The sequence below is a fragment of the Nocardioides maradonensis genome (assembly GCF_054777115.1).
Genome location: NZ_BAAHAZ010000026.1, coordinates 24,697 through 51,398, shown reverse-complemented (window position 1 = coordinate 51,398; position 26,702 = coordinate 24,697). Strand labels below are relative to the sequence as shown.

At 71.7% G+C, this 26,702-nt stretch carries 27 protein-coding genes; 15 read left to right on the top strand and 12 right to left on the bottom strand.

Annotation, left to right across the window (positions count from 1 at the left end; genetic code table 11):
- Window positions 1–93 precede the first annotated feature (93 nt).
- Entirely contained in the window at window positions 94–1,212 is a 1,119-nt protein-coding gene (locus tag ACYVAQ_RS22375) for a glycoside hydrolase family 6 protein (protein WP_460792802.1), read from the bottom strand.
- 252 nt (window positions 1,213–1,464) lie between these two features.
- On the opposite strand from ACYVAQ_RS22375, the gene ACYVAQ_RS22370 reads away from it, so the two are divergent.
- The 8 genes from ACYVAQ_RS22370 to era all read left to right on the top strand — a co-directional run bounded on the left by ACYVAQ_RS22370 (window position 1,465) and on the right by era (window position 9,582).
- Window positions 1,465–2,397 carry an ABC transporter ATP-binding protein gene (locus ACYVAQ_RS22370; RefSeq protein ID WP_460792801.1) on the top strand — a complete coding sequence of 311 codons (933 nt, stop codon included), beginning with the start codon at window positions 1,465–1,467 and terminating at the stop codon, window positions 2,395–2,397.
- Complete coding sequence (locus ACYVAQ_RS22365) at window positions 2,394–3,182, top strand: ABC transporter permease (protein ID WP_460792800.1); 789 nt, start codon at window positions 2,394–2,396, stop codon at window positions 3,180–3,182. Before ACYVAQ_RS22370 ends, ACYVAQ_RS22365 begins: the two co-directional genes overlap by 4 nt.
- Before the next feature lie 24 nt (window positions 3,183–3,206).
- Window positions 3,207–4,337: a sensor histidine kinase gene (locus tag ACYVAQ_RS22360; protein ID WP_460792798.1), complete on the top strand. Its 1,131-nt coding sequence runs from the start codon at window positions 3,207–3,209 to the stop codon at window positions 4,335–4,337.
- Complete coding sequence (locus ACYVAQ_RS22355; RefSeq protein WP_460792797.1) at window positions 4,334–4,948, top strand: response regulator; 615 nt, start codon at window positions 4,334–4,336, stop codon at window positions 4,946–4,948. The genes ACYVAQ_RS22360 and ACYVAQ_RS22355 overlap by 4 nt, the downstream gene beginning before the upstream one ends.
- Before the next feature lie 53 nt (window positions 4,949–5,001).
- Entirely contained in the window at window positions 5,002–6,375 is a 1,374-nt protein-coding gene (locus ACYVAQ_RS22350) for an FAD-binding oxidoreductase (RefSeq protein WP_460792796.1), read from the top strand.
- Window positions 6,372–7,679 (top strand): class I SAM-dependent methyltransferase, encoded by a 1,308-nt coding sequence (locus ACYVAQ_RS22345; protein ID WP_460792795.1) that lies wholly within the window; start codon window positions 6,372–6,374, stop codon window positions 7,677–7,679. The genes ACYVAQ_RS22350 and ACYVAQ_RS22345 overlap by 4 nt, the downstream gene beginning before the upstream one ends.
- 71 nt (window positions 7,680–7,750) lie before the next feature.
- The gene (locus tag ACYVAQ_RS22340) at window positions 7,751–8,545 is read left to right on the top strand and encodes a siderophore-interacting protein (RefSeq protein ID WP_460792793.1); all 795 of its coding nucleotides are present in this window, start codon (window positions 7,751–7,753) and stop codon (window positions 8,543–8,545) included.
- On the top strand, window positions 8,542–9,582 hold the full coding sequence (era, locus tag ACYVAQ_RS22335) for a GTPase Era (protein WP_460792792.1): 1,041 nt from the start codon (window positions 8,542–8,544) through the stop codon (window positions 9,580–9,582). Before ACYVAQ_RS22340 ends, era begins: the two co-directional genes overlap by 4 nt.
- Window positions 9,583–9,655: 73 nt before the next feature.
- Here the strand turns inward: era and ACYVAQ_RS22330 are convergent, their stop codons facing one another.
- The 3 genes from ACYVAQ_RS22330 to ACYVAQ_RS22320 are packed head-to-tail and all read right to left on the bottom strand — an operon-like array spanning window position 9,656 to window position 11,776.
- Window positions 9,656–10,456 (bottom strand): septum formation family protein, encoded by an 801-nt coding sequence (locus ACYVAQ_RS22330; protein ID WP_460792791.1) that lies wholly within the window; start codon window positions 10,454–10,456, stop codon window positions 9,656–9,658.
- On the bottom strand, window positions 10,456–11,253 hold the full coding sequence (locus tag ACYVAQ_RS22325; RefSeq protein WP_460792789.1) for a septum formation family protein: 798 nt from the start codon (window positions 11,251–11,253) through the stop codon (window positions 10,456–10,458). The genes ACYVAQ_RS22330 and ACYVAQ_RS22325 overlap by 1 nt, the downstream gene beginning before the upstream one ends.
- A 10-nt stretch (window positions 11,254–11,263) precedes the next feature.
- Window positions 11,264–11,776 carry a flavodoxin family protein gene (locus tag ACYVAQ_RS22320; RefSeq protein WP_460792788.1) on the bottom strand — a complete coding sequence of 171 codons (513 nt, stop codon included), beginning with the start codon at window positions 11,774–11,776 and terminating at the stop codon, window positions 11,264–11,266.
- Window positions 11,777–11,925: 149 nt separating this feature from the next.
- On the opposite strand from ACYVAQ_RS22320, the gene leuA reads away from it, so the two are divergent.
- Entirely contained in the window at window positions 11,926–13,671 is a 1,746-nt protein-coding gene (gene leuA / locus ACYVAQ_RS22315) for a 2-isopropylmalate synthase (RefSeq protein ID WP_460792787.1), read from the top strand.
- 3 nt (window positions 13,672–13,674) lie between these two features.
- A complete protein-coding gene (locus tag ACYVAQ_RS22310) occupies window positions 13,675–14,490 on the top strand; it encodes a shikimate 5-dehydrogenase (RefSeq protein ID WP_460792785.1) in 816 nt (271 codons plus the stop codon).
- A gap of 75 nt (window positions 14,491–14,565) precedes the next feature.
- On the opposite strand, the gene ACYVAQ_RS22305 is transcribed toward ACYVAQ_RS22310, so the two are convergent.
- The 3 genes from ACYVAQ_RS22305 to ACYVAQ_RS22295 are packed head-to-tail and all read right to left on the bottom strand — an operon-like array spanning window position 14,566 to window position 18,196.
- Complete coding sequence (locus ACYVAQ_RS22305; RefSeq protein ID WP_460792784.1) at window positions 14,566–15,642, bottom strand: esterase/lipase family protein; 1,077 nt, start codon at window positions 15,640–15,642, stop codon at window positions 14,566–14,568.
- Window positions 15,643–15,671: 29 nt separating this feature from the next.
- Window positions 15,672–16,583, bottom strand: coding sequence for a diacylglycerol/lipid kinase family protein (locus ACYVAQ_RS22300; RefSeq protein ID WP_460792783.1), 912 nt, complete (start codon window positions 16,581–16,583; stop codon window positions 15,672–15,674).
- Window positions 16,580–18,196, bottom strand: a complete 1,617-nt coding sequence (locus ACYVAQ_RS22295; RefSeq protein ID WP_460792782.1) for an FAD-binding oxidoreductase — start codon at window positions 18,194–18,196, stop codon at window positions 16,580–16,582. The genes ACYVAQ_RS22300 and ACYVAQ_RS22295 overlap by 4 nt, the downstream gene beginning before the upstream one ends.
- Before the next feature lie 17 nt (window positions 18,197–18,213).
- Here ACYVAQ_RS22295 and ACYVAQ_RS22290 point away from each other — a divergent pair, with 17 nt between their 5' ends.
- The gene (locus ACYVAQ_RS22290) at window positions 18,214–18,807 is read left to right on the top strand and encodes a TetR/AcrR family transcriptional regulator (RefSeq protein WP_460792781.1); all 594 of its coding nucleotides are present in this window, start codon (window positions 18,214–18,216) and stop codon (window positions 18,805–18,807) included.
- The gene (locus tag ACYVAQ_RS22285) at window positions 18,804–20,348 is read left to right on the top strand and encodes a glycerol-3-phosphate dehydrogenase/oxidase (protein WP_460792780.1); all 1,545 of its coding nucleotides are present in this window, start codon (window positions 18,804–18,806) and stop codon (window positions 20,346–20,348) included. Before ACYVAQ_RS22290 ends, ACYVAQ_RS22285 begins: the two co-directional genes overlap by 4 nt.
- Before the next feature lie 65 nt (window positions 20,349–20,413).
- Here the strand turns inward: ACYVAQ_RS22285 and ACYVAQ_RS22280 are convergent, their stop codons facing one another.
- Window positions 20,414–21,169, bottom strand: coding sequence for an ion transporter (locus tag ACYVAQ_RS22280; protein ID WP_460792779.1), 756 nt, complete (start codon window positions 21,167–21,169; stop codon window positions 20,414–20,416).
- A 19-nt stretch (window positions 21,170–21,188) separates the two neighbouring features.
- Here ACYVAQ_RS22280 and recO point away from each other — a divergent pair, with 19 nt between their 5' ends.
- The 3 genes from recO (at window position 21,189) to ACYVAQ_RS22265 (ending at window position 23,011) form a co-directional block, all read left to right on the top strand.
- Window positions 21,189–21,941 (top strand): DNA repair protein RecO, encoded by a 753-nt coding sequence (gene recO / locus ACYVAQ_RS22275; RefSeq protein WP_460792778.1) that lies wholly within the window; start codon window positions 21,189–21,191, stop codon window positions 21,939–21,941.
- 38 nt (window positions 21,942–21,979) lie between these two features.
- Complete coding sequence (locus ACYVAQ_RS22270) at window positions 21,980–22,138, top strand: hypothetical protein (protein WP_460792777.1); 159 nt, start codon at window positions 21,980–21,982, stop codon at window positions 22,136–22,138.
- A gap of 66 nt (window positions 22,139–22,204) precedes the next feature.
- Complete coding sequence (locus ACYVAQ_RS22265; protein ID WP_460792804.1) at window positions 22,205–23,011, top strand: isoprenyl transferase; 807 nt, start codon at window positions 22,205–22,207, stop codon at window positions 23,009–23,011.
- On the opposite strand, the gene ACYVAQ_RS22260 is transcribed toward ACYVAQ_RS22265, so the two are convergent.
- From ACYVAQ_RS22260 to ACYVAQ_RS22245, 4 genes are all read right to left on the bottom strand, one after another.
- The gene (locus ACYVAQ_RS22260; RefSeq protein ID WP_460792776.1) at window positions 23,012–23,926 is read right to left on the bottom strand and encodes an SDR family oxidoreductase; all 915 of its coding nucleotides are present in this window, start codon (window positions 23,924–23,926) and stop codon (window positions 23,012–23,014) included. It abuts the gene before it with no gap.
- A 127-nt stretch (window positions 23,927–24,053) separates the two neighbouring features.
- The gene (locus ACYVAQ_RS22255) at window positions 24,054–24,914 is read right to left on the bottom strand and encodes a metal ABC transporter permease (protein ID WP_460792775.1); all 861 of its coding nucleotides are present in this window, start codon (window positions 24,912–24,914) and stop codon (window positions 24,054–24,056) included.
- Entirely contained in the window at window positions 24,911–25,708 is a 798-nt protein-coding gene (locus ACYVAQ_RS22250; protein ID WP_460792774.1) for a metal ABC transporter ATP-binding protein, read from the bottom strand. Before ACYVAQ_RS22250 ends, ACYVAQ_RS22255 begins: the two co-directional genes overlap by 4 nt.
- Window positions 25,705–26,661 carry a metal ABC transporter substrate-binding protein gene (locus ACYVAQ_RS22245; protein ID WP_460792773.1) on the bottom strand — a complete coding sequence of 319 codons (957 nt, stop codon included), beginning with the start codon at window positions 26,659–26,661 and terminating at the stop codon, window positions 25,705–25,707. The genes ACYVAQ_RS22250 and ACYVAQ_RS22245 overlap by 4 nt, the downstream gene beginning before the upstream one ends.
- Window positions 26,662–26,702 lie beyond the last annotated feature (41 nt).

The window sequence follows — 26,702 nt, the reverse complement described above, 5'->3', positions numbered from 1 at the left end:
TCTTGACCTTCGACAAGCCAAGAATCCCGCGCCAGACAGGCACTTCCGTGCGTTACGCGCCGTACTCAACCCCGGCGACATGAAATCTCGAGGCTAGGGCCCGGCCGGGCTGGTGGTGTCGGTCGCGCTCGACGGGGACGGCGTCCACGAGCCCCCGCCCGTCACGTTCACCATGCTGTACGGCGTGGTCCGGGCCGCCTGCAGCGCCCGCGCACGGTTGTACGGCGAGGCCTGGCGGGTCAGCCACGGGCGTCCGAACCAGAGGTAGCCGTCGACGTACTGGGCGCGGTAGGTGCCGACGTTCCACGTGGGGGCGTGCCCGAGGGTGACGCACTGCGTGGCCGTCGGCGAGGTGCACACGGCCGCGTTGTTGAAGTCGGAGCCGAGCTTGCCCTCGTGCGTGTGCCAGTAGCCCCAGGTGAACCCGCGCCCGTCGTCGGCGGTGTCGAGGACGGCGTGCTTGCCGGCGTACCCCTGCGACGCGAGCGAGGTCTGCAGCGCCCTGGCGTAGGCCACGTTGCTCGCGATCGGCGAGTAGTGCGTGGCGCCGAGCGCGAAGCCGCGCGCGTACTGCACGCCCGACCTGACGAGGAGCGTCGTCGCCTTGTCGACCGGCAGCCAGTCGGCATCGCCGGAGTCGAGGTAGACGGTCGTGTTCGGCAGCGCCGAGAGCTGCTGAGCGGCGGCCCGCACGAGCCCCTCCCGCTTCGCTGCGTCCGGTACGACGGGAGCACTCGTCCGGTTCGGCGGCGCCAGCTCGGCCAGGTCCGGCTCGAGCACCACCACGGCGCGCGTCGAGCCGATCGCGCTGACCGCCGCCTGCATCCACGCCTGGTACGCCGCCACCTCGGCGTCGGTCATCCGCTGGTCGCGGTTGGCCTCGCCGCGCGGGAAGATCCGGAACAGCGCCATCGGCACCAGGGCGTTCGGCCCGTCGAGCGCCTGCACCTTGGCGATGTAGCGCTGGATGACCGTCACGACGTTCGAGGTCGGGATGCCCATGGTGAACCAGCGCACCCGCGACTGCCCCTCGATCCTCCCGAGCAGCGCCTTCGTAGCGCCGGTCTGGACGGCCCATTCCTGCGCGAGGTCGTCGCCCGCGTCCCGACCCCACGGCCCTCCGGCGAGGGGGTTCACGGTGCTGCCCGCGACGGCGGCGCTGGCCGGACGCACGACCAGCGATCCGGCGTACGCCATCATCAAAGCGGCCACGAGGGCGCAGAGAGCGGCGGATCCTGCACGTCGGGTGCGAGGGGAGCGCAGGTCGTTCACGGGGACTCTCCAAGGTCGTCGGCGGACGGCGTCAGTCCGTCCCGAGTACCCATCGGCCCGATGCGCAACAGCCTGAGCGCCCACCATGGCATCTCCGCTGGGGCAGGTGGGGCGGATCGGCTGACAAATGTCAGGGGTGGGTCGTGACGCCTGGTCGAGGTCCTGCGGCCCCGGACGGGGCAGGCTGCTGCCATGACCACGAACCCCCTGTCCGTCCCCGCGATCCGGCTGGACGGTGTCACCAAGGACTTCGGGTCGGTGCACGCGGTGCGCGGCATCGACCTGGAGATCAACGCCGGCGAGGTGGTGGCCTTCCTGGGCCCGAACGGCGCCGGCAAGACCACGACCATCGACATGATCCTGGGCCTCTCCACCCCCACGTCCGGTACGGCGGAGGTCCTCGGGCTCAAGCCCCGCCAGGCGATCGCCCGCGGCCTGGTGTCCGCGGTCATGCAGACCGGCGGCCTGCTCAAGGACCTCACGGTCCGGGAGACCGTCGAGTACACCGCGAGCCTGTTCGCCGACAGCCGTCCCGTCGACGAGGTGCTCGCCGGCGCGGGCATCACCGGCATCGCCGAGCGCAAGGTCGGCAAGTGCTCGGGCGGCGAGCAGCAGCGGCTGCGGTTCGCCATGGCGCTGCTCTCCGATCCCGCCCTGCTGCTGCTCGACGAGCCCACCACGGGCATGGACGTCGAGGGCCGCCGGGCCTTCTGGTCCGCGATCCGCGAGGACGCGCAGAAGGGCCGCACCGTGCTCTTCGCGACGCACTACCTCGAGGAGGCCGACCAGTACGCCGACCGCATCGTGCTGGTCAGCCACGGCCGCATCGTCGCCGACGGCAGCGGAAGCGAGATCAAGGCCCTCGCCTCGGGTCGCACCCTGCGGGCCACCCTGCCGACCGACGCCGAGCGGATCGCCGGCGACCTGCGCGGCATGGCCGGCGTCGACAGCGTCGAGCTGCGCGGCGACAGCGTGATCGTGCACGCCAAGGACAGCGACGCGATCGCCCGGCACCTGCTGACCACCACCGACGCCCGCGACCTCGAGGTCGCGGCGAAGGGCATCGAGGAGGCGTTCCTGAGCCTCACCGGGGACCAGTCCGACACCGAGGAGAACCAGCGATGAGCACCACCACCTACGACCCGAGCGTCCGCCGGGTCCCCCCGATGGGCGGCTTCAGCCTCGCCGTCCTCCGGATCGAGCTCAAGCGGATGCTGCGCAACCGCCGCACGATGATCTTCACCCTGGTCATGCCGGTGCTGCTCTACCTGCTGATCGGCACGAACTCGTCGTACGGCTCCGAGCGCGAGGGATCGGGCAACGTCTCGGCGTACATCATGATCAGCATGGCGGTGTACGGCGCCGTTCTCGCCTCCACCAGCGGCGGCGCCATGGTGGCGACCGAGCGGGCCCTCGGCTGGTCCCGCCAGCTGCGGCTCACCCCGCTGTCGCCGACGGCCTACATCCTGATCAAGTCGATCGTCGCCATGGGCCTGGGCCTGCTCTCGGTGCTGGCCGTCAACGTGATCGGTCTCGTCAACGGCAAGGCCGAGATGCCCACGCACGCCTGGATCCTCGCCGCGCTGCTGGCCTGGCTCGGCTCGATCGTGTTCGCCGCGTTCGGCCTGTTCATGGGCTACCTGCTGCCGTCGGAGAACGTCATGCAGATCCTCGGCCCGGTCATGGCCGGTCTCGCCGCCCTCGGCGGCCTGTGGTTCCCGATCGCGCCCCACTCGGTGCTCGGCCACATCTCGGCGCTCACCCCGATCTACGGTCTGGCCGAGCTCGCCCGCTGGCCCCTGTACGGCGGCGCCCCGCACGTCGGCTGGGTCGCGAACCTGGTCTTCTGGCTGGCTCTCTTCGTCGCCGGTGCGGCGTGGCGGATGAGCAAGGACACGGCGCGGGTCTGAGACCCGGCTAGCGTGCCGACCATCATGCAGCAGAACGGCGTCAGCCCCGCCGAGGCGGACCTCATGGAGTCGGGTCCGCGTCGGTGGGGCGCGCTGTTCGCCGCCGTCTGGATGTTCTACCTGCTCCAGCCGATCGAGGCGGGCTGGGACCGCGGCGACCTGCGCGGCTGGGTCGCGATCGTGGCGGTCGTGGTCTTCGCGGTCGTCTACCTGGGCTGCTTCGTCGTGCTGCGCTCGCGACGCCCCCTGGGCGGCCCCTTCCGGATGGTCGTCCGCCCGGCCGCCGCGGCCGCGCTGGTCGGTGCCGAGATCGTCCTCGCCGTCGTCACCGCGGTCTGCGTGGGCCAGACCGCCACCTCGATGGCCGTGTACGTCGCCGTGACCTCGATGCTCTGCCTCGGCAGCCTGTGGGGCTGGGTGACCGTCGTGGTCGTGGCCGCGGGCGCCTACGGGGCGGGCGTCCTCGTGCCGGGATGGCACGAGGAGTCGGGTCTGCTCGCCGGCATCTTCGTGGCGGCGCTCGCGATCTGGGGCATCGGCCAGGCCATCAACCGCAACGTCGCGCTGCTGTCGGTCCGCGAGGAGAACATCCGCCTGGAGCTGGCCGACGCCCGCAACCGGTTCGCCCGCGACCTGCACGACATCCTCGGCCACTCGCTCACCGTGATCACGGTCAAGGCCGAGCTCGCCCAGCGGCTGCTCGACCACGACCTCGAGCGCACCCGTGCCGAGCTGGCGGACCTGGAGCGGCTCTCGCGCGACGCCCTCGCCGACGTACGCCGCGCGGTGGAGGGCTACCGCGAGATCACGCTGCCCGGCGAGATCGCCCGGGCCCGCAACGCCCTGCGGACCGCGGAGATCCGCGCCGTGCTGCCCAACTCGACCGACGACATACCGACCGACGTGCGCGAGCTGTTCGCGTGGACGGTCCGCGAAGGAGTGACCAACGTGATCCGCCACAGCGCCGCCTCGACCTGCACGGTCCGGCTGACCCCGACGAGTGCCGAGGTCCGCGACGACGGTCGCGGTGCCGACGCGCCCGGGGGCATCGGTCACGGGCTCGTCGGCCTGCGCGAGCGCGCCGAGGCGGTCGGGGCGACGGTCACCGCCGGTCCGGTCGACGGTGGCTTCAGCCTGAAGGTCACGCGCGCATGAGCACGCCGATCCGCCTGCTCCTCGCCGACGACCAGGCGCTCGTGCGGGGCGCGCTCTCCGCGCTGCTGCAGCTGGAGTCCGACCTCGAGGTCGTGGCCGAGGTCGGCACGGGCGACGAGGCCGTGGCGAAGGCGCGCGCGCTGCAGCCCGACGTGGCGCTGCTCGACGTCGAGATGCCCGGCCTGGACGGCATCTCGGCGACCGCCGAGGTGATCAGCGCGTCCCCGGGCACCCGCGTGCTCATCGTGACCACCTTCGGCCGGCCCGGCTACCTGCAGCGCGCGCTGCAGGCCGGCGCCTCCGGGTTCGTCGTCAAGGACACCCCCGCCGCGCAGCTGGCCGACGCCGTACGCCGGGTGCACCAAGGCCTGCGCGTCGTCGACCCCGCGTTGGCCACCGACTCCCTCGTCAGCGGCCAGTCGCCCCTCACCGCGCGGGAGACCGACGTGCTCCGGGCCGCCCGCAACGGCGCGTCGGTGGCGTCGATCGCGAAGACGCTGTTCCTGTCCGACGGCACCGTCCGCAACCACCTGTCGGCGGCGATCGGCAAGACCGGCGCGGCCAACCGCACCGAGGCGGTGCTCATCGCCGAGCGGAACGGCTGGTTGTGATCCGCAACAACCCGCCGAGACGGCTGTCCTTTCCTGGTAGTAGCGTTTCTGCCATGCCGGAAGCACGGGAAGTCGGCTGGGACAGCCACCGCGATGCGGTGGCCCGGCTCGCCGCGTCGTACCAGCGGATCGCGCCGGGCCAGCCGGTGCGGCTCGCGAAGCGCACCACGAACCTGTTCCGCCAGCGCTCGGCCTCCGACGCGCCCGGGCTGGACGTCGGCGGCCTCGACGGTGTCATCGAGGTGCTCCCCGACAGCCCCGACGGGCCGGTCGCCGAGGTGCAGGGCATGTGCACCTACGAGCGGCTCGTCGACGCCACCCTCGCCCACGGCTACATGCCGTACGTCGTCCCGCAGCTGCGCACCATCACGCTCGGTGGTGCGGTCACCGGTCTGGGCATCGAGTCGACCAGCTTCCGCAACGGCCTGCCGCACGAGTCGGTGCTGGAGATGGACGTGTTCACCGGCGCGGGGGAGGTCGTCACGACGCGACCGGGCGAGGAGCTGTTCGACGCGTTCCCGAACTCCTACGGCAGCCTCGGCTACGCCACCCGGCTGCGGATCAGGCTCGAGAAGGTGCTCGGGGACGTGGCGCTGCGCCACGTGCGCTTCGACGACGCCGCGCTGCTGGCCAAGACGATCGCCGAGATCACCGCGACCAGGGAGTACGCCGGCCAGCGGGTCGACGGCCTCGACGGCGTGGCGTTCGCGCCCGACGAGCTCTACCTCACGCTCGCGCGGTGGACCGAGGAGGGAGGCGTCACCTCCGACTACGCCGGCCAGGACATCTACTTCCGCTCGATCCAGGAGCGCGAGACCGACCTGCTCACCGCCTACGACTACCTGTGGCGTTGGGACACCGACTGGTTCTGGTGCTCGGGCGCGTTCGGCGCGCAGGATCCCCGGATCCGCCGGTTCTGGCCGCGACGCTGGCGCCGCTCGGACGTCTACATGAAGCTGCTCCACCTCGACCGCCGCTTCGGCATCGCCGACCGGCTCGACCGTCGCGCCGGCCGACCCGAGCGCGAACGCGTGGTGCAGGACATCGAGGTCCCGCTGGACCGGCTGCCCGAGTTCCTCACCTGGTTCGACCAGGAGATCGGGATGCGCCCGGTCTGGCTGTGCCCGCTCGTGGCGACCCGAGCCTGGCCGCTCTACCCGCTGACGGCGGGGGAGCCCTACGTCAACGTCGGCTTCTGGGGCACCGTCCACGTCGGCCCCGAGGCCGCGAGCAGCCCGAAGAACCGGGCGATCGAGGCGAAGGTGCACGAGCTGGACGGACACAAGTCGCTCTACTCCGATGCTTTCTACGACGAGCCGACCTTCGCGGCGCTCTACAACACCGGCCACCTGGAGCGGGTCCGTGAGCGCTTCGACCCTCAGGGCCGGTTGACCAACCTCTACGACAAGGCGGTGAAGCGGCGATGAGCGTCAAGATCGCTCCGGCTATCGACTCCCTCTTCGACGGTGGACTCCCGTTGCGGCTGACGGCGTACGACGGAAGCAGCGCGGGCCCCAGCGACTCCGAGTACGCCATCGAGCTGGTGCGTCCGCGCGGGCTGGCCTACATCCTCACCGCCCCCGGCGACCTCGGCCTGGCGCGTGCGTACGTCGCTGGCGACCTCGTCCTGCACGGCGCGCACCCGGGCAACCCGTACGGTCCGTTCAGCCTGCTCAAGAGCCACACCGACTTCGGGACCCCGCGACCGAGCCAGATCGCCGATCTGGTGCGGGCTCTCGGCATCCGCAACCTGCTGCCTCCGGCTCCGCCGCCGCAGGAGCACCTGCCCGGTTGGCGGCTGCGGGTCGAGGCGCTGCGCAGCAACGTGGTCGGTGCGCTGATCGGCTGGGGCCGGCACTCCCAGGAGCGCGACGCTGACGCCATCCGTCACCACTACGACGTCTCCAACACCTTCTACGAGCACGTCCTCGGTCCGTCGATGACCTACACCTGCGCGGTGTACCCGACGGCCGACGCGACCCTCGAGGAGGCGCAGTTCCACAAGTACGACCTGATCTGCCGCAAGCTCGACCTGCAGCCCGGCCAGCGGCTGCTCGACCTCGGCTGTGGCTGGGGTGGCATGGTCCGGCACGCCGCGAAGCACTACGGCGTGCAGGCGCTCGGCGTCACCCTGTCGCGCGAGCAGGCGTTCTGGGCCGAGCAGCGGATCAAGGCCGAAGGACTCGACGAGGTCGCGGAGGTGCGCTTCTCCGACTACCGCGACGTGGCCGAGGGCGACTTCGACGCGGTGAGCTCGATCGGGCTCACCGAGCACATCGGCGTGGCCAACTACCCGGCGTACTTCGCCTTCATCGAGGGCAAGCTCAAGCCCGAGGGCCGGCTGCTCAACCACTGCATCACCCGCCACGACAACGCCACGTCCGAGCGCGCGGGCGCGTTCATCGACCGCTACGTCTTCCCCGACGGCGAGCTCGCCGGTTCGGGCACGATCGTCAGCGCGGTCGAGGACGCCGGGCTCGAGGTCCAGCACCACGAGAACATCCGGATGCACTACGCGAAGACCCTCCAGGGCTGGAGCGAGAACCTGGTCGAGCACTGGGACGAGTGCGTCGCCGAGACCGACGAGGGCACCGCCCGCGTGTGGGGCCTGTACATGGTGGGATCGCGGATCGCCTTCGAGCGCAACGAGATCCAGCTGCACCACGTGCTCGCCACGAAGAACGCCGAGGGCAGCAGCGGCTACCCGCTGCGTCCGGACTTCGGCGTGTAGTCGTTGGTCGAGTAGCCCGAGCCGCTAGGCGAGGGCGTATCGAAACCAACGGGACCGATAGCCTTGCCCTGATGAGCAGACGGGCCGAGGAGTACGCCGCGCAGGTGCTGCGCCGCGAAGAGCTGAGTGACCACTTCGTGCGGCTGACCCTCGGCGGGGACGGTCTCGCCGGCTTCGCCTCGACGAGGATCCCGGACGAGTGGGTCGGTCTGGTCGTGCCTGGCCAGTTCCAGAGCCGCTACTACACGGTGCGCTCGTGGAGTGGCGCCGAGCTCGTCGTCGACGTCGTCGTCCACGAGGTCGGCCTGGTCACCGAGTGGGCACTCGGCCGCGCGGGCGACCCCGTCGGCCAGACCGTCACGATCACCGAGCCGAAGGGCTCCTTCGCGCTGCCCGAGGACGCGGGCTGGCTGCAGCTGGTGGGTGACCTGACCGCGATGCCGGCGATGGCCCGGATCGCCGAGACGTACGCCGACCGGCTGCCCGTGCGCATCCACGCCGAGGTGCCGGACGACCCGGAGACGCTCGCCGGGTACCTCCCGGGCAGTGCCGAGGTCACCTGGGCCCAGGGCCACGGCGACGGCCTCGCCGCCTCCGTCGAGGGCTCCGAGCTCCCGGCCGGCACCGGCTACTTCTGGATGGCCGGTGAGTCCGCGCAGATGCGCGCGATCCGCAAGCACCTCATGCGCGAGGTGAGGATGCCGAGTTCGCACTACGACGTGATGGGCTACTGGCGCGCGGTCAAGGAGCGCCAGCTCCGCGCGGTCGACCCCGGGCCGATCTGGCGGGCGGGCAAGGCGGCCGGCAAGTCCGACGACGAGATCTGGGCGGACTACGACGCCGCCCGGGCAGGGGGAGACCAGTGAGCCGGGAATTCGACCACGAGGACGACGCCTTCGATGACGAGCTGGACGACGACCTCGACGAGGACTTCGCCGGTCTGCCCGCGCCGGCTCCGGCGCCCGCGTTCGGGTCCGGCGACGTGCCGGAGGGCTACCGCAGCGGCTTCGCCTGCTTCGTCGGCCGACCCAACGTCGGCAAGTCCACGCTGACCAATGCACTCGTCGGCCAGAAGATCGTCATCACCTCCGACAAGCCGCAGACGACGCGCACCGTGGTCCGCGGCATCGTCCACCGCGAGGACGGCCAGCTGATCCTCGTCGACACCCCCGGCCTGCACCGGCCCCGCAACCTGCTCGGCGAGCGGCTCAACGACCTGGTCAAGGCCACCTGGGCCGAGGTCGACGTGGTCGCGGTCTGCTTCCCCGCGGACCAGAAGATCGGCCCGGGCGACCGGTTCCTCGTCGAGGAGCTCGGCAAGGTCCGGCGTACGACGAAGATCGCGGTGGCCACCAAGACCGACCTGGTCGACCACGAGCGCCTCGGCGAGCACCTCCTCGACATCGCCCGGCTGGGCCAGGAGACCGGCACCGACTGGGCCGAGGTCGTTCCGGTGTCGTCGGTGTCCGGCCACCAGATCGACCTGCTGGCCGAGCTGCTGATCGGCCTGATGCCCGAGGGCCCGCCGCTCTACCCGGACGGCGACCTCACCGACGCGCCCGAGGAGATCCTCGCCGCCGAGCTGATCCGCGAGGCCGCGCTCGACGGCGTCCGCGACGAGCTGCCACACTCCATCGCCGTCGTCGTCGAGGAGATGGGCCTGCGCGAGGACCGCCCCGAGGACCGGCCGCTGCTCGACATCCACGCCAACCTGTACGTCGAGCGCGACTCCCAGAAGGGCATCGTGATCGGCAAGAAGGGCGCCCGGCTGCGCGAGGTCGGCACCAACGCCCGCCAGCAGATCGAGGCGCTCCTCGGCACCCCGGTCTACCTGGACCTGCACGTCAAGATCGCCAAGGACTGGCAGAAGGACCCCCGCCAGCTCCGCAAGCTCGGCTTCTGATGCGTCGTACCTGGCGTTCTGGCTGACTTTCGCGTGTCTGGGCAGCCGAATCGCCGGGTACGACGGAGCCGAGTCAGCCCTTGAACCAGCAGATCCCGTAGTGCTGGTCGAGCGACCAGTCGCCCGCGGTGGGCCACTCGTAGCTCCACTGGAAGCTGAGCGGGTCGGACGTCACAGCCCCCGCGGCGTCCTCGCAGCGCACCTTGCCGGCGGCCTTGGCCGCCGCGCGACCGGGGTAGCGCACGCCGGCGATCGGGACGACCGCGATGGCGCGCCAGGAGTGGCGGGTGCCGCACTGGACGCGGTGGAACCCGGGCGCTCCCGGGGCCGCGGTACCGCACATCGCGAGCGCGGTCCGGCGCTTCGGGGCCCTCAGCGCGCCGTGCAGGCTGGCCTTCAGCGTCGACAGCGAGTCGGAGTCGGCGACCGCGACGGCGTCGCAGCGGAACCAGTTCGCGCCCTGGCCGGACTGGGCGACGGTGGGCGTGAACCAGACGGCGCGCACCATGCTCAGCCGGGTCTGGGCCGTCGTACCGCCGAGGAAGCCGCCCAGCCGGCGGCGGCAGGTGTCGGCGACCTGGGCCGAGACGTGGTCGGAGTCGACGGCGAGCAGGTGGCCGTCGACGTAGGTGTCGAGCTGGCCGACGTAGTAGGTCTCGGTCGTGTGCGCGGCCGTGCAGGAGGTCGGGGTGACCTGGCTGGTGGGCGCCACGGCCTGCGTCATCGTCATCGCGTAGCAGGCGTGCGGGGCCGGCGCCGCCGGGGGCGCAGGTGCGGGCGCCGGCGTCGTCGGCGCGGCGACCGGCGCGGTGGGGGAGCTGCACCCGGCGAGCAGCAGCGCGCCGGTCAGCAGGAGTCCGAGGAGGCGCGCCATCAGCTCGTCGTCATCGCCCAGCAGACCGAGCGCCGGTTGCCCAGCTCCCACTCGGCCTGGTGGAAGAACGTGTAGCCGTACTGGAAGGTCGCCGGGTAGTTGAGCCACGCCTTCACCGAGCTCGCGCAGAACGCGTCGCTGCGGGAGTCGGCGACCCGGTCGCCCGGGTAGGCGTCGCCGGGCTCGCCCAGCTTGATGGTGGTCACGGCCCGCCAGTTGTGCTTCTCCGAGCACGCGACCTTCGTGGCCTGGGGGAGCGTCGGGCCGACCGCGCAGGCGAGCCAGTGGTCGTCCGGCCGACCCGCGAGCATCCCCCTCGCGTCCGCGGGCAGCGGGCGGTACGTGGTGCTGGTGGAGTTGCCGCCGACGACGTCGCAGCGGTACCACCGCGCGCCCTTGCCCCACGCCTTCTGCGAGGGCCGGAACCAGGCCCAGCTGATCGTGGTGCGCAGGACCAGGCTCTCGTCGGCGCCCACGAACTTCTCGAACGCGCTGGAGCAGGTCGCATAGGCCCACCGGCTCAGCGACTGCGCGTCGTAGTCGACCTGCGCGAACTGGCTTGGCAGGTCACCCACGGCGTACGTCTGCGCGGTGTGCCGGCTCGTGCACGGCACCGTGGCCGTCGCGTTGGCCGGTTGGGCCACGTCGGCGGGCGTGAGCAGCCGGCAGGCGCCGTTCGGCGGAGGAGTCACGGCGTCGACCTGGGCCGGGTCGGTGTTCGAGCCCTGCTGCTGCGCGCTGCACGCGGTCACCGCGAGCGCGAGAGCGAGGATCCCGAGAGCGCTGCGGAGCGTCACACGGCCCCCTTCAGCCCATCGACAGCAGTGCCGAAATCGTAGCGCCCAGCTCGTAGGCGCCCTCCCGCGCCTGCTCGTCCACGTCGCCGATCACCCCGAGCACGTCGTACCCCTGCTTCCAGCCGAGCGCGCCCACGATCGACTGCACCGACCGGATCGCCCCCGTCAGGTCGTAGCGGCCGTGCAGCCACAGCCCGTACGGCCGGCCCGCCGTCTCGCCGCTCTGCTGGTCGGTGGTTGAGCCTGTCGAAACCCCGCCGCTGTCGTCCAGCGCGCCGCCGACCGCGAGGAAGGTCGAGTCGAAGAAGTGCTTGAGCGCGCCGCTCATGTAGCCGAAGTTCGCGGTCGTCCCGAGGACGTACCCGTCCGCCGCCAGCACGTCCTCCGCGGTCGCCTCCAGCGCCGGACGTACGACGACCTCCACGCCCTCGATCGCCTCGTCGCCCGCGCCCGCCACGACCTGCTCGAGCAGCGCCTGCATGGAGTGGCTGGGGGAGTGGTGGACGACGAGAAGCCGGGTCACGCTTCAAGCCTAGGGGCTGTTATGGTGGAGACATCATGATGCGCGCACTGCTTCTTAGCGGCCGCAGCGAGGTCTGACGAAGCCGGACCCCCTCGCTGCGGAGTGAGTCGCGCGCCCGGCAATCCGTCTTGAACGAAGCCGAGGAAATCATGACCACCATCCCTGCTCAGCAGCCCAGCGGTATGCCCTTCGAGCGCTACCGCGCCTTCGAGCCCGTCACGGTCCCCGACCGCACCTGGCCCGACCAGAAGATCACCCACGCCCCGCGCTGGCTGTCCACCGACCTGCGCGACGGCAACCAGGCCCTCATCGACCCGATGAGCCCGGCCCGCAAGATGAAGATGTTCGAGCTGCTGGTCCAGATGGGCTACAAGGAGATCGAGATCGGGTTCCCGGCCGCGAGCCAGACCGACTTCGACTTCGTCCGCCAGTTGATCGAGGGCGACAAGATCCCGGACGACGTACGCGTCTCGGTGCTGACCCAGGCCCGCGAGGACCTGATCGCGCGCACCGTCGAGTCGCTGCAGGGCGCCGACAAGGCGACCGTCCACCTCTACAACGCGACGGCTCCGCTGTTCCAGCGCGTCGTCTTCAACGTCACCGAGGCCGAGTGCATCGCGATCGCGACGCGCGGCACCGAGTGGGTGATGAAGTACGCCGAGCAGATGCTGGCCGGCACCGACTTCGGCTACCAGTACAGCCCGGAGATCTTCACCCAGACCCCGACCGACTTCGCGCTCGAGGTCTGCGAGCGGGTCTCCGACGTGTGGCAGCCCGAGCCGGGCCGCGAGATCATCCTGAACCTGCCGGCGACCGTCGAGATGTCGACGCCGAACACCTACGCCGACCAGATCGAGTACTTCGGCCGGCACCTGACCCGCCGCGACGTCTCCGCGATCAGTCTGCACCCGCACAACGACCGCGGCACCGCCGTCGCCGCCACCGAGCTGGCGCTGATGGCCGGCGCCGACCGGGTCGAGGGCTGCCTGTTCGGCCACGGCGAGCGCACCGGCAACGTCGACCTGGTGACGCTGGCGATGAACCTGTTCAGCCAGGGCATCGACCCGCAGGTCAACCTGTCCGACATCGACGAGATCCGCCGGACCGTCGAGTACTGCACCCAGCTGCCGGTCCACCCGCGCCACCCGTACGCCGGCGACCTGGTCTACACGGCCTTCTCCGGCTCTCACCAGGACGCCATCAAGAAGGGCCTGGAGGACCTGGACCGGATCGCCGCGGAGCAGGGCCGCAGCGTGCGGGACATCCCGTGGGAGGCGCCGTACCTGCCGATCGACCCGAAGGACGTCGGTCGCACCTACGAGGCGGTCATCCGCGTCAACAGCCAGTCCGGCAAGGGTGGCGTCGCCTACGTGCTGAAGGCCGAGCACAGCCTGGACCTGCCGCGTCGCGCGCAGATCGAGTTCAGCCGGGTCATCCAGCAGCGCACCGACACCTCCGGTGGCGAGGTCACGCCGGACGAGATCTGGTCGATCTTCCAGCACGAGTACCTGGACCGCGAGGAGCCGTACGAGCTCGTCAGCTTCTCCTCGACCACGAGCGAGGACGGCGAGGACCAGCAGGAGGTCAAGCTGGTCGTCCGTGGCGAGGAGCGCAGCTTCACCGGCCTCGGCAACGGACCGGTCGCGGCGTTCGTCGACGGCATGCGTCAGGCGGGTGCGGACATCCGCGTCCTCGACTACGCCGAGCACGCCCTGTCGGCCGGCGGCGACGCCGTCGCGGCGGCGTACGTCGAGTGCGAGATCGCGGGCGAGATCGTGTGGGGCATCGGCATCCACCACAACATCGTCACGGCCTCGCTGCGCGCGGTCGTGTGCGCGGCCAACCGCGCCCAGGCAGTGACGATCCCCGCGGAGCCGATCCCGCCGATCGGCTGACGCGTGCCGATCCTCCACAAGGACCAGCAGCTCTGCGTGTCCCTGGCCGCCCGGCCGAGCAACATCGGGACCAGGTTCCACAACTTCCTGTACGACGAGCTCGACCTGCCCTTCGTCTACAAGGCGTTCGCGCCGACCGACATCGAGCAGGCCGTCGCCGGCGTACGCGGGCTGCCGATCCGTGGAGCATCGGTGTCGATGCCGTACAAGGAGGCGGTGATCCCGCTCCTGGACGGCCTCGATGCCAGCGCGCGGGCGATCGACTCCGTCAACACGATCGTCAACGACGACGGTGTGCTCACCGGCTACAACACCGACTACCTCGCCGTGGAGACCCTGCTGCGAGGCTGGTCGGTCGACCCGTCGTCGAGCGTGCTGCTGCGCGGGAGCGGCGGCATGGCCAAGGCCGTGCTCGCCGCTCTCGCCGGCGTGGGCTTCACCGACCTCACCGTCGTGGCCCGCAACGAGGAGGCGGGGCGAGTACTGGCGGAGGCGTACGACGCGCGCTGGGTCCCGGAGGTCGGCGACCGCACCGCGCAGGTCCTCGTCAACGTCACCCCGCTCGGCATGCAGGGCCCGGAGGCCCACGTGCAGTCCTTCGACGACGCCGCTGTGGCGGCGGCCGAGGTCGTCTTCGACGTCGTCGCCCTGCCCGCGGACACCCTGCTGGTGCGGGCCGCGCAGGCCCGGGGCAAGCGGGTGATCTCGGGTGCCGAGGTGATCGCGCTGCAGGCGGCCGAGCAGTTCCGCCTCTACACGGGTGTCACCCCGACGCCCGACCAGGTGCGGCGGGCGTCGGCGTTCTCGCGCGAGGCCTGAGCCTCAGCAGCCTGTCGCGAAGACGTAGACGACTGAGTGAGCGGGAGCGCCGAGCGAGGGACGAGCTCGCAGCGCTCAGCGCGAGCGATGGAGACACACGCGAAGCGTGTAGCAGCGCAGCGGCGGCTCGGCCTTGAGCATCGGGGCACCGGAGAAGGTGACCATCGGCAGCGAGGTGCTGAGCAGGCTCGGCAGGGCGCTCAGCGGCTGCAAGTAGGTGTCGAGGTTCGCCGGGTCGACGTACGGCATGGAGAGCTTCGAGCAGCTTGTGGTGCCGATCCGGGCGGGGGAGGCCGGGCCGCGGTGGGTGAGCGCATCCATGACCAGGTCGTACGTCGTCGGGTCGACCGTGCCGACCAGCAGGTGCTCGTCCAGGTCGGTGGGGCACACGTCCTGGGTGGCCACGTTCGTGATCCGGCCGTTGCCGGTGTGCAGCGAGGAGGACGAGCTCGCGGCCGTGCTGTTGGGCACGACGACCTCGTCGGTGTGCGTGTAGATCTCGGTGTAGGAGATGCCGGCGAAGGTCTCGGCGCGGCTGTTGAGCGCCTTGATGAACCGCGCGTCCGCCTGCTGCTGCCACACCGCGGGCGTGCAGGTCGTGACGCCGAGCTTGCCGCACACGGGCAGCGCGGTCGTGCCGTGGTTGGAGGCGGCCATGCCGATCACGTCGTCGACCATCGGACGGGTGTCCGGCCAGAAGCGCAGCGCCCAGCGCATGCTCATCCCGCCCTGGCTGTGACCGAGGATGCCGATCCGGCGGCCGGTCCGTGCGTGCATCGAGCGGATCGCGTGCACCAGGTACTGCCCGGCGGTCTGGATGTCGCCGAAGGTGTGGAACGGCATCGTCACCGCGCACCAGTACCGCTGCTGCGCGGTGAACGCCTTCTCGTAGGTCCAGGAGTAGTCCTGGTCGGGTGTCACGCTGGTCGCCGGGTTGAGCAGCACGGGCTCGCCGCCGCTCCGGGGGTTGCCGTGGCAGGCCAGCGACGCCCTCAGCTTCGCGGGGTCGACGGACAGCCGCGGGCCCGGCCGGTCGATCGGTGCGTACGCCGACCCGCCGGCCGCCTGCGCGGGCGCGCTCGCCGCCACGGGGACGGCCACCGCGAGGGCGAGCAGGAGCGAGGAGAGGACGGTAACGCGGCGTACCAACATGCCGGTCAAACTACCGACAGGCGCCGAGGTCACGCCAGGACGCGCAGCGCGCCGGCCAGCAGGTCGACCGTCAGCGCGTCCGGGCCGGCGGGGAGCGGGGTCTGCTGCTCGCCGTCCGCGCCCACCGGCACGGCTCCGCCGCCGACGTACGCGCCGGACAGCCGGACGTGCCGGCCGGTCCGCACGGTGACCTCGGGCAGGGCGACGTGCCCGCCGTCGTACACCTTGGGCAGGGAGCGGATCAGCTCCAGGCGGGAGGCGGCCTCGATGACGACGACGTCGAGGAGGCCGTCGTCGACGGAGGCGGAGGGAGCGATCGCCATGCCCTTGCCGTAGTAGCGCGAGTTGGCGACGACCACGGTCGCCGCGCGGTGCGTGGTGCGCTCCCCGTCGACCTCGAGCACCGCGTCGAAGGGGCGGTACGCCGCCAGCGCGCGGACCGCTGCCAGCGGGTACTGCAGCGTCGACGGCATCCACCGCGACCGGTCCACGATCTCCGAGGCGCGCGCGTCGACCCCGGCGTACACGGAACCGGCGACGACGGAGGTCGTGCCGGTCGCTGTGGTGGTGCGGAGCAGGTCGATGCGTCGTTCGTTGCCGTGCAGCAAGAGGCGGACCTGGACGTCGAGGTCGGTCGGGACCTCCAACATCCGGGCGAAGTCGTTGCCCCGTCCGGCCGGTACGACGGCGAGCACGCCGTCCGCGTCCGCGACCGCACCCGCGACCGACGACAGCATGCCGTCGCCGCCGACAGACGCGACGACCGAGCCGTGCGCGACGGCCTCGGCGACGAGCGAGGGGCTCTCGGCCGCGGTGGTCGTGTAGCTGACCTCGACCTCCGCACCGGCCTCGCGCAGCGCCCGGGCGAGGGGGACGACGACCTTGGGGCCGGCGCCGCCGCCCGACAGCGGGTTGACGAGGAAGGAGAAGGAGCGCGTCACGGGATCAACACTCCCGGGTTGAGGATGCCGACCGGGTCGACGGCGTCCTTGACCGCGTGCAGGATCCGCGCGCCGACCTCGCCGATCTCGGCGGTCAGGTAGGGCTTGTGGTCGGTGCCGACGGCGTGGTGGTGGGTGATCGAGGCACCCGCCGCGACGATCGCCTCGCACGCGGCGGCCTTCGCGGGGAGCCAGCGTGCCAGCGGGTCCTCACCGCCCGGCGCGGCGACGGTGAAGTAGAGCGAGCACCCGGTCGCGTAGACGTGCGAGACGTGGCAGAGCACCATCGCGCCCTCGCCCAGGCTCGTCTCGAGCGCGGCCTTCACGCGGGTGTAGAGGTTCTCGCGGTTGCTCCAGAAGGTGACGGTCTCGAGGGTCTCGACGAGCACGCCGGCGTCGAGCAGGCTGTCGCGGAGGTACGGCGCGTTGAACCGGCCGTGCGCCCAGGAGGTGCCCGGCTCGGCGCCGAGCGGCGTACCGCCCAGGTCGGTGAGGAGGGTCGTGACGGCGAGCTTCTTGGCCGCCACCGCGGACGGGGTGCCCTCGTAGCCGACGATCATCAGGCAGCCCGCGGCCGACTCGCCGCCGATGCTCTCCGGGTCGGCGAGGTTGATCGCCGTCTCCGCCTCGTCCGAGAGCCGCAGCACGGTCGGCAGCAGATCGGCCTGCGCCAGCTGCCGCATCGCGTCGGCCCCCTCGGCGAAGCTCGGCCAGCGCCAGCCCTCGTACTCCTTGACCTCGGGCAGCGGGCGCACCCGCACGGTGACCTCGGTGATGACGCCGAAGGCGCCCTCGGAGCCGAGGAAGACCTCGCGCAGGTCCGGTCCCGAGGCGTTCGCCGGCGCCGACCCGAGGCGTACGTCGCCGGTCGGGGTGGCCACGCGCAGCCCGACCACCATCGCGTCGAACCGGCCGTAGCCGGCGCTCGACTGGCCGCTGCTGCGGGTCGCGGCGAAGCCGCCGATCGTCGCGAACTCGAAGGACTGGGGGAGGTGGCCGAGCATCAGGCCGTGTCGCGCCAGCAGCGCTTCGGCCTCGGGACCGCGCAGGCCGGGCTCGAGGGTCGCGGTCGAGGAGACGGGGTCGATCGCGAGGAGCCGACGCATCCGACCCAGGTCGAGGGAGACCACGCCGGTGAGGCCGGCGCCGGCCGGGTCCGCGACCAGGCCACCCGTGACCGCCGTACCGCCACCGAACGGGACGACCGCGACCCGCTGCTCCTGGGCCCAGGCGAGGACCGCGGCGACCTCGTCGTGGTCGGCGGGCCGGACGACCACGTCCGGTGCGTCCCCCAGGTCGCCGGTGCGCTGGCGGAGCAGGTCGGGCGTGGACTTGCCTCGGGTGCGCACGCGGCGGACGGCGTCGTCGGTCACGACGTTGTCGGCGCCGACCAGGGCGGCGAGGGCGGCGACCTGCTCGGCGGCCAGCGAGGACGCCGGCAGCGTGACGTCGGTGCGGGCGGGGGAGTCCTGGATCGGGAAGACCAGCGATACCAGGTCGCGCACCCCGTCGGGGAGCGGCGCCGCCTGCGCGGGGTCGCCCCAGCGGGTGGCGGGCATCTCCGGCTGGAGGTCGGTCGCGGTCTCGGGCGAGCTCAGCTGGTTCGCGGTCATGTGTTACAGTGTGACATATGGCGTCACAACGTCACAACACCCAGGATCCCGCAACGCCTCGCGACGGCTACCTCGACGCCGCCCGGGCGTGCATCCTCGACGTCGGTTGGCGGCGTACGACGCTCACCGAGGTCGCCCGCCGCGCCGACGTCTCGCGGATGACGATCTACCGGGCATGGCCGGACATGCCGGCCCTCCTCGCCGACCTGATGACGCGCGAGTGGACCGGCGTGGTCGAGGGGCACGTCGCGGACCGCTCCGCCACGCCCGAGGCGATCGCGGACGCCGTCCTGGCCACGGTCGCCGCGCTGCGCGACAACGAGCTGTTCAGCCGCATCGTCGAGCTCGACCCCGAGCTCGTGCTGCCCTACCTCTTCTCACGGCGCGGCCGGTCGCAGGAGCTCATCGTCGGCCTGCTCGCCGAGGCGATCCGCTCCGGTCAGGGGACCGGGGCGGTCCGCACCGGTGACCCGGTGCTGCTGGCGCGATCCCTCGTGCTCGCCTGCCACGGCTTCGTCCTCTCCGCCCACACGATGGTCGACGACAGCGTCGACCTCGCCGCCCTCGACGCCGAGCTGCACACGCAGCTGACCAGGAGCCTCCAGCCATGACGATCACCGCAGGACTGTCCGGCGTGCCCAGCGAGGTCGACGTCGTCGTCGTCGGTCTCGGCGTGACCGGCGCGGGTGTCGCCCTCGACGCGGTGTCGCGCGGCCTCACCGTGCTCGCGGTCGACGCGCACGACCTCGCGTTCGGCACCTCGCGCTTCTCCTCCAAGCTCGTGCACGGCGGGCTGCGCTACCTGGCCTCCGGCCAGGTCGGCGTGGCCCACGAGAGCGCGGTCGAGCGCGGCATCCTGATGGAGGTCACCGCTCCGCACCTGGTGCACCCGCTCGCCTCGATCATCCCGCTCGCCGCCTCGGTGAGCCGGCCGATGGGGCTCCTCGCCGGTGCGGGGTTCGTCGGTGGCGACCTGCTCCGCCGGGCCGCGCGCACCAGCAGCGCCACGCTGCCGCGCCCGCGCCGCCTGAGCGCGGCTGAGACCCGTCGGCTCGCGCCGACGCTGCGGTCCGTCGGGCTGCGCGGCTCCTTCCTCGGCTGGGACGGCCAGCTCGAGGACGACGCGCGGCTGGTCACCACGATCGCCCGCACGGCCGCCGACCACGGCGCGTCGGTGCACACCCATGCACGGGTGCTCTCGGCGACGGGCACCACGGTCGAGCTGCGCGACGAGCTGACCGGTGCGACCGCGACGGTGCGGACCCGGACCGTCGTCAACGCGGCCGGCGTGTGGGCGAGCGAGCTCGTGCCCGACGTACACCTCCGGCCGTCACGGGGCACGCACCTGGTCCTGCGGGCCGAGGCGCTCCCGGATCTCGACGTCGCGGTCTTCGCGCCGATCCCAGGCGAGGTCAACCGCTTCGTGCTGGTCCTCCCGCAGCCCGATGGCCAGTTCTACGTCGGTCTCACCGACGAGCCGGCCGAGGGGCCGGTGCCGGACGTGGCCGAGCCGACGGAGGTCGAGATCGGCTTCCTGCTCGACGTGGTGTCCGCGTCGTTCGCGACACCGCTGCGGCGCTCCGACGTCGTGGGGGCGTACGCCGGGCTCCGCCCGCTCCTCGACGGCGGCGACGCGTCGACCGCTGACCTCTCCCGCAAGCACGCGGTGCTGACCAGTTCCGACGGCGTGGTCACGATCGTGGGCGGCAAGCTGACGACGTACCGCCGGATGGCGCAGGACGCGGTCGACGCCGCCGTCGCTGCCGCCGGACTGACCGCGGGGCCTTGCGTCACCGCGACCCTGCCGCTGGCCGGCGCCGCCCCACGGGAGGACCTCGCCGAGGCGGCGGCCCGCGCCGGTCACCCCGGCAGGGCCCGCCTGGTCCGCCGGTACGGCGCCGACGCCGCCCTCGTCCTCACCACCTCCGTGGAGGCCACCGGTTGGGACGAGTCCGAGCTGCTCGCCCCGATCGTGCCGGGCAACCCGGCCGTCCCGACGGTCTGGGCCGAGCTGGTCTTCGGCGTGACCCACGAGGGCGCGGCCACCGTGGGCGACTTGCTGGACCGGCGTACCCGGATCGGCCTGGTCCCCGCCGACCGCGAGCTGGCCCTCCCCGCCGCCGAGAAGGTCCTCGCCCTCCTCCGCCCCTAGCGCGAGTTCGGGCTTGTGGTCGACCCAAACCAGGGATTCGGTCGACCACGGGTCAGAACTCGCGCTCAGGTGAGTCCGGGCTGGCGGACCGCGATGCGCAACTGCTCGGCCGAGTTGGCGATGACGTCGGAGATCAGCTCGGTGGTGCGCGGGTCGTCGAGGGCACCGTTGATCAGCCGCAGCACGGTGTCGGTGACCATCGTGACCAGCTCGTCGTGGAAGGGCAGCCGGCGCAGCTTGCCGGTCGCGACGTCCTCGCGGATCAGCTCCACGACGAGGGCCTCGAGCTCGATCCGGTTCTCGTCGAGCGCTGCCCGGAGGTTGGTGGCGTAGGTGCCCTCGTGGATCACGTTGACGACCTCGTCCAGGACCGCGATCGTGATCGGCCGCTTGATCGCGGTGACGATCGGGTCGGAGAAGTGCCGCACCAGGTCGGCGGTGACGCGGTCGCCCAACACGTTGTCGGTGCGGTCGACGGTGCGGACCAGTCGCGCGACGAGCACCACCAGGAGCACGCTCTTCCACTCGCCGACGGTCGGGACGATGAGCGGAAAGAGGGCGATGACCTCCCACCACTGCTTGCGCAGCAGCCGTCGGCCGGCCCGGAACCGCAGCCAGCGCCAGCAGATCGCCAGCCCGAGCAGCACGCAGATCACCAGGTCGGCCACCTGGATCCCGTGCCGGAGGTCGTACGTGCGCGGAGGGAAGAACAGCAGCCACCCGTTGGCGAGGACAGAGGCCCAGGTCAGCACCACCAACGCCCAGTCCGTGACGGATCCGCGGGGTCGCGTCGGTGCGCCGTACCGGGCTGTGTCGGTCATGCTCGGCACAATAGGAGACGTGCCTCTGTATCGCGACGAGGCGATCGTGCTGCGCACCCACAAGCTGGGGGAGGCCGACCGCATCATCACCCTGCTGACCCGTCAGCACGGACGCGTGCGCGCGGTGGCCCGCGGGGTGCGTCGTACGACCTCGCGGTGGGGGTCCCGGCTCGAGCCGTTCACCCACGTCGACCTGCAGCTCGCCGACGGGCGCAACCTGGACACGATCACCCAGGCCGACACCCGGGGTGCCTACGCCGCCGAGATCGGCTTCGACTACGACCGCTACACCGCCGGCACCGCCATGCTCGAGACCGCGGAGCGGCTCGTCGCCGAGGAGCGCGAGCCGGCGGTCCAGCAGTTCCAGCTGCTGCTCGGCGCGCTGCGCGCGATGTCGTCGGGGGAACGCGCGCCCGGCCACGTCCTCGACTCCTACCTGCTGCGTGCGATGGCGATCGCCGGCTACGCGCCGTCCTTCGTCGACTGCGCCCACTGCGGCCGCCCGCCGGTCCTCGGCACCGGCGAGCTCGTCACCCACCGCTGGTTCAACCCCTCGATGGGTGGCGTGCTCTGCTCGACCTGCCGGATCCCCGGCTCCGCCACCCCCGCCGCCGACACCCTGCTGCTGATGGGCGCCCTGCTCGCCGGCGACTGGCCGGTCGTCGAGGCCGCCGAGCCCCGCCACGTCCGCGAGGCCAACGGGCTCGTCGCCGCCTTCACCCAGTGGCAGCTGGAGCGCGGCCTGAGGTCGCTGGCGTACGTCGAGCGCTGACGCGGTTCAGTCCGTCGCAGACGGGCATCCGCGGCAGCTTGTCCTACGCCGACGACTACATCCAGCTCAGCATCCCCAAGAGCGAGGTCGGCGCGGGCGCGCAGTCCTTCCGGACCTCCGGCCTCACGATGCAGAACTCCAGCTGCGGCTGCGGCTACCTGGACCAGTCCGCCAGGACGTCGTTCACCGTGCGCTGACCGCGGACGTCATACGGACGGAGCGCTGCAGCGCCCCGTCCGTATGACGTCCGGCCACGCAATAGGCTGCACCCCGTGCCGCGTCGTACCCCCGTCCGCCCGCCGACTCCGCACCCGAGCGGCGCCCGGCCGCCAGCCATCCCGGCCGAGCTGGTGCCGCACCACGTGGCGATCGTGATGGACGGCAACGGCCGCTGGGCCAAGGAGCGAGGCCTGCCGCGGACGAAGGGCCACGAGCAGGGCGAGTCGAGCCTGTTCGACGTGGTCGAGGGCGCGATCGAGATCGGCGTGAAGGCGGTGTCGGCGTACGCCTTCTCCACCGAGAACTGGAGCCGCAGCCCCGACGAGGTGAAGTTCCTGATGGGCTTCAACCGCGACGTGATCCGCCGGCGTCGCGACGAGATGAACGACCTCGGCGTCCGGGTCCGCTGGGCCGGCCGTGCCCCCCGCCTCTGGAAGTCGGTCATCAACGAGCTCAAGATCGCCGAGGAGCTCACCAAGGACAACGACGTGCTGACGCTGACGATGTGCGTCAACTACGGCGGCCGCTCCGAGCTCGGCGACGCCGCGCGCCGGCTCGCCGAGGACGTCGCCGCCGGCCGGCTCAAGCCGGGCAAGGTGGACGAGAAGACGCTCGGCCGCTACCTGTACGTCCCCGAGCTCCCGGACGCCGACCTGATCTGGCGCACGTCCGGCGAGGAGCGGCTCTCCAACTTCATGCTCTACCAGGCCGCGTACGCCGAGTTCGTGTTCTCCGACGTGCTCTGGCCCGACGTCGACCGGCGTCACCTGTGGCAGGCGATCGACACCTACGCGCGTCGCGACCGACGCTACGGGGGAGCGGTGCCCAACGAGGTCCGGCCTCGGTCGTGATCAGGGCCGCTGCTGCGTGAGGCGGATGGCCTCCGCGCGCAGGTAGTCGCTTGCCGCCCGAGGCGTGATGCCGCGCTCCCTCAGGGCTGCGTCGTCCCAGTCGGCGGCGCGGAGGTCTTGCAGGAGGCCGGCTCCGAAGGCCGACGCGAGCGCATCATTGCGCTTGTTCAGCATCCGGATCGCCATCCGAGCGACGGGCCTGGGCATGTGCTGGACCTTCATCCGGCGTCCCGTCGCCTCCTCCACCAGAGCCACCGCCTCGTTCTTGGTGAGGGCTTCGGGCCCACCGACGGTGATCAGGCTCGGTGGGTCGTTCTCGACTGACACCGAGGCCACGAGGGCGGCGACATCCGCGGTACTGACCCATCGACGCTTGCTGTCACCCCGACCGATGATGGCGATCTTCCCTGCCGCGACGTCGAATCGCGCGGCGGCCCCGAGGTGGATCTCCTGGAACGCGTCGGGTCGCACCACGACCCCCTGCATCGATGAACCGCGCAACCGCTCCTCGGTCGCGAGCTTGGCGTGCTCCAGGGGCGTGCCGATCGCCTTGTCGACCCCGGGGAACGACAGGTACACGAAGCGCTGCACCCCGGCGGACTCCGCCGCCGCGATCAGGGACGCCATGCCCATCTCGTCAGCCTGGTGGATCGTTGGCAGCGCCTCGCCGCCGAGCCTCCTCGCGATCATCGTGGCTGTGGCCACGACCGTCGTGATGCCTTCGCACGCAGCGGCGAGGGACTCGGGCTCGGTGAGGTCGCCCCGAACCAGCTCCACTCCGAGCTCGCGCAGGGCGGCGTCGTCACTCGTCCGGCGAACCAAGCAGCGGACCTCTTCGCCCCGCTCGCTCAGGATGCGGGTGACGCGTTCGCCGAGATCGCCGGTGCCACCGACAATGAGGATCAATTCGATCACCGCCGTTCGTCGGGTCTTTCATCATGCTCCCGATACCTGCCCCGTGCCTAGGCACGGGGTGGAGCAAGACGTTCCGGAGGTTGCCCACCTCCGCCCTCCGTGCCGGCCCCGGCGACCGGACGCGGGGCTACGGAGCCGGATCAGCGGTCGGTACGCCGACCCGTCGGCGCCGCAGCAGCACCCCGGTCGGCCACGCCACCACGAAGCAGGCGAGCGCGAGCAGCACGATGCTCGGGCCCGGGGCGACCGTCGCGTGGAAGGACGCGAACGTCGAGATCAGCAGCCCGCCGAGGGAGGCGACGAGGCCGAGCACCATCGCGAGGCCGAGCGTGCTGCGGAAGGTCCGGGTGAGCTGCTGCGAGGTCGCGACGGGGATGACCATCAGCGCCGAGACCAGCAACAGCCCGACGGTGTGCATCGCGACCGTGACGCTGACCGCGGCGAGGGTGGCAACGAGCAGGTTGTACCAGCGCACGGGCAGCCCGGCGACCTGCGCGAAGTCGCGGTCGTTCGCGACGGCGTACAGCTGCGGCGCCAGGCCGAGCCCGATCACCAGGACCACCGCGGCGAGTGCCATCGTGATGAGCACGTCGCCGATGCCGATCGTCGTGATCGAGCCGAACAGGTACTCCTGCAGCGTCGCGGCCGACTTGCCCGCCAGGCCCGAGAGCAGCACGCCGCCCGCGAGGCCGCCGTAGAACAGCAGCGCCAGCGCGACGTCACCACCGGCGTGTCCGCGCTCGCGGATCAGCTCGATGGCGACCGCCCCGAGCACGGCCACGATCACGGCGGTCCACGTCGGCGACGTACCGGTCAGCAGGCCGAGGGCGACACCGGTCACGGCCACGTGCCCGAGGCCGTCGCCCATCAGCGACAATCGCCGCTGCACCAGGTAGGTGCCGACGATCGGCGCGGCCAGGCCGGTCAGCGTGGCGGCGATCAGGGCGCGCTGCATGAAGCCGTAGGAGAAGAGGTCCCAGGCGCTCATTCGTGATCACACTCCAGCGGTGAGGCCACCTGCGGGGTCGGTGGGTGGTCGTGGCGGGCGGGCACCTCGTGGTGGTGGCTGTGCTCCTCGCCGAAGAACACCGGCCCGTGCACGTCGTGGTCGGCGAGCGGGACGCCGTCGTACGCCTTGTGGCCGTCGCGCATCACCACGGTCCGGTCGACCAGGCCCGCCAGCGGGCCGAGCTCGTGGGCGACGAGCACGATCGTGCGGCCCTGCTCCTTGAGCATCCCGAGCGTGTCGGCGAGAACCTGCTGGTTGGGCAGGTCGACGCCGGCCGTCGGCTCGTCGAGGAAGAACAGGTCGGGCTCGCCGGCCAGTGCGCGCGCGATGTAGGCGCGCTGCTGCTGTCCGCCCGAGAGGTCGGTCACCGGGTCGGAGGTGCGGTTGCTCAGACCGACCGTCTCGAGTGCGGAGGAGATGATCCGCCGGTCGGCGCGGGACAGCGGACGGAACAGGCCGCGCCGGCCCAGGCGGCCGGACGCGACGACCTCCCACACCGAGGTTGGGATGCCGGAGGACGCGTTGGCCCGCTGCGGCACGTAGCCCAGCCGCGGCCAGTCCTTGAACCGGTCGACCGGCTCGCCGAACAGCCGCAGCGAGCCCGCCGCCAGCGGCCGGAGCCCGGTCAGCGCCCGGACCAGCGTGGACTTGCCCGAGCCGTTGGGGCCCATCAGGGCGATGAAGTCGCCGTCCTCGACGGTCAGGTCGACGCCGCTGATGAGCAGTCGCCCGCCGGCGGCCACGGCCCCGTCGGTGAGCTCGATCGGGTTCATCGACAGCCGTTCGCGGTGCGGAGTGCGGCGAGGTTGGCGCGCATGAGGGAAAGGTAGTCCTCGTGCGAGGTGGCGGAGCTGAGTCCCTCGATAGGGTCGAGCACCGCGGTCCTCGCTCCGGTGTCCTGCGCGATCGTCCGGGAGAGCGCCGGGGACACCAGGCGCTCGCCGAAGACGGTGGTGATCCCGTCGGTCCGGATCAGCTGCTGCAACCGGCCCAGGTCGGCGGGCGTCGGTTCGGCGTCGGGGGAGAGGCCGGCGATGGGCTCGACGTCGAGCCCGTAGCGCCACAGGTAGCCGAACGCGTTGTGGCTGACCACGATCACGTGCCGCTGGCAGTGCGCCAGCCCGGTGGCGTAGTCGTGGTCGAGAGCCTTCAGCTTCGCCGAGAGGGCATCCGCGTTGGCGTGGTACGACGCTGTGTCCGCCGGGTCGACCGACGCCATCTTGTCCGCCAGGGCCTGGCCCACGGCGGCGAGCTTGAGCGGGTCCTGCCAGAAGTGCGGGTCGAGGTCGCCGAGGTCCTTCGCCGACTGCTCGGCCTCCTGGTCAGCGGTCACGCCGGGCTGGTGGCTCACGTCGTCGTGGCCGCCGTGGGAGAGCGGCTCGAGCCCGGCGACGGGCGTGACGTCGAACGCGGCGTCGCTGTTCGCCTGGGTCACGGCCTGGTCGACGGCGGCCTGCAGGCCCTTCTCGTAGACGATCACATCGGCCGACACGACGTCGCCGACCTCCTTGGGCGTGAGCTCCAGGTCGTGCGGCTCAGCGCCTGGCTGGGTCAGGTCCTCGACCTGGGCGTGGTCGCCGACGACCTGCTGGGCCACCCACTGCAGCGGGTAGAGGCCGGCGACCACGGTGAGCCCGTTGCTCGCGCTCGGCCCGTTGTCGGAGAAGGCCGCACAGCCGGACAGCGCGAGGGCCAGGGTGGTCGCTCCGAGGAGTGGCTTCAACATGAGAACGATTCTCATTTACATCAGGAGCCGCTGTCAAACCG

What these genes read in the sequence shown, in the direction of transcription:
- ACYVAQ_RS22305 (WP_460792784.1), bottom strand. Translation starts at nt 15,642, where the DNA reads ATGTTGGTACGCCGCGTTACCGTCCTCTCCTCGCTCCTGCTCGCCCTC.
- ACYVAQ_RS22330 (WP_460792791.1), bottom strand. Translation starts at nt 10,456, where the DNA reads ATGGCGCGCCTCCTCGGACTCCTGCTGACCGGCGCGCTGCTGCTCGCC.
- ACYVAQ_RS22255 (WP_460792775.1), bottom strand. Translation starts at nt 24,914, where the DNA reads ATGAGCGCCTGGGACCTCTTCTCCTACGGCTTCATGCAGCGCGCCCTG.
- ACYVAQ_RS22360 (WP_460792798.1), top strand. Translation starts at nt 3,207, where the DNA reads ATGCAGCAGAACGGCGTCAGCCCCGCCGAGGCGGACCTCATGGAGTCG.
- ACYVAQ_RS22370 (WP_460792801.1), top strand. Translation starts at nt 1,465, where the DNA reads ATGACCACGAACCCCCTGTCCGTCCCCGCGATCCGGCTGGACGGTGTC.
- ACYVAQ_RS22355 (WP_460792797.1), top strand. Translation starts at nt 4,334, where the DNA reads ATGAGCACGCCGATCCGCCTGCTCCTCGCCGACGACCAGGCGCTCGTG.
- ACYVAQ_RS22345 (WP_460792795.1), top strand. Translation starts at nt 6,372, where the DNA reads ATGAGCGTCAAGATCGCTCCGGCTATCGACTCCCTCTTCGACGGTGGA.
- leuA (WP_460792787.1), top strand. Translation starts at nt 11,926, where the DNA reads ATGACCACCATCCCTGCTCAGCAGCCCAGCGGTATGCCCTTCGAGCGC.
- ACYVAQ_RS22285 (WP_460792780.1), top strand. Translation starts at nt 18,804, where the DNA reads ATGACGATCACCGCAGGACTGTCCGGCGTGCCCAGCGAGGTCGACGTC.
- ACYVAQ_RS22340 (WP_460792793.1), top strand. Translation starts at nt 7,751, where the DNA reads ATGAGCAGACGGGCCGAGGAGTACGCCGCGCAGGTGCTGCGCCGCGAA.
- ACYVAQ_RS22290 (WP_460792781.1), top strand. Translation starts at nt 18,214, where the DNA reads ATGGCGTCACAACGTCACAACACCCAGGATCCCGCAACGCCTCGCGAC.
- ACYVAQ_RS22245 (WP_460792773.1), bottom strand. Translation starts at nt 26,661, where the DNA reads ATGTTGAAGCCACTCCTCGGAGCGACCACCCTGGCCCTCGCGCTGTCC.
- ACYVAQ_RS22295 (WP_460792782.1), bottom strand. Translation starts at nt 18,196, where the DNA reads ATGACCGCGAACCAGCTGAGCTCGCCCGAGACCGCGACCGACCTCCAG.
- ACYVAQ_RS22280 (WP_460792779.1), bottom strand. Translation starts at nt 21,169, where the DNA reads ATGACCGACACAGCCCGGTACGGCGCACCGACGCGACCCCGCGGATCC.
- ACYVAQ_RS22250 (WP_460792774.1), bottom strand. Translation starts at nt 25,708, where the DNA reads ATGAACCCGATCGAGCTCACCGACGGGGCCGTGGCCGCCGGCGGGCGA.
- ACYVAQ_RS22365 (WP_460792800.1), top strand. Translation starts at nt 2,394, where the DNA reads ATGAGCACCACCACCTACGACCCGAGCGTCCGCCGGGTCCCCCCGATG.
- ACYVAQ_RS22350 (WP_460792796.1), top strand. Translation starts at nt 5,002, where the DNA reads ATGCCGGAAGCACGGGAAGTCGGCTGGGACAGCCACCGCGATGCGGTG.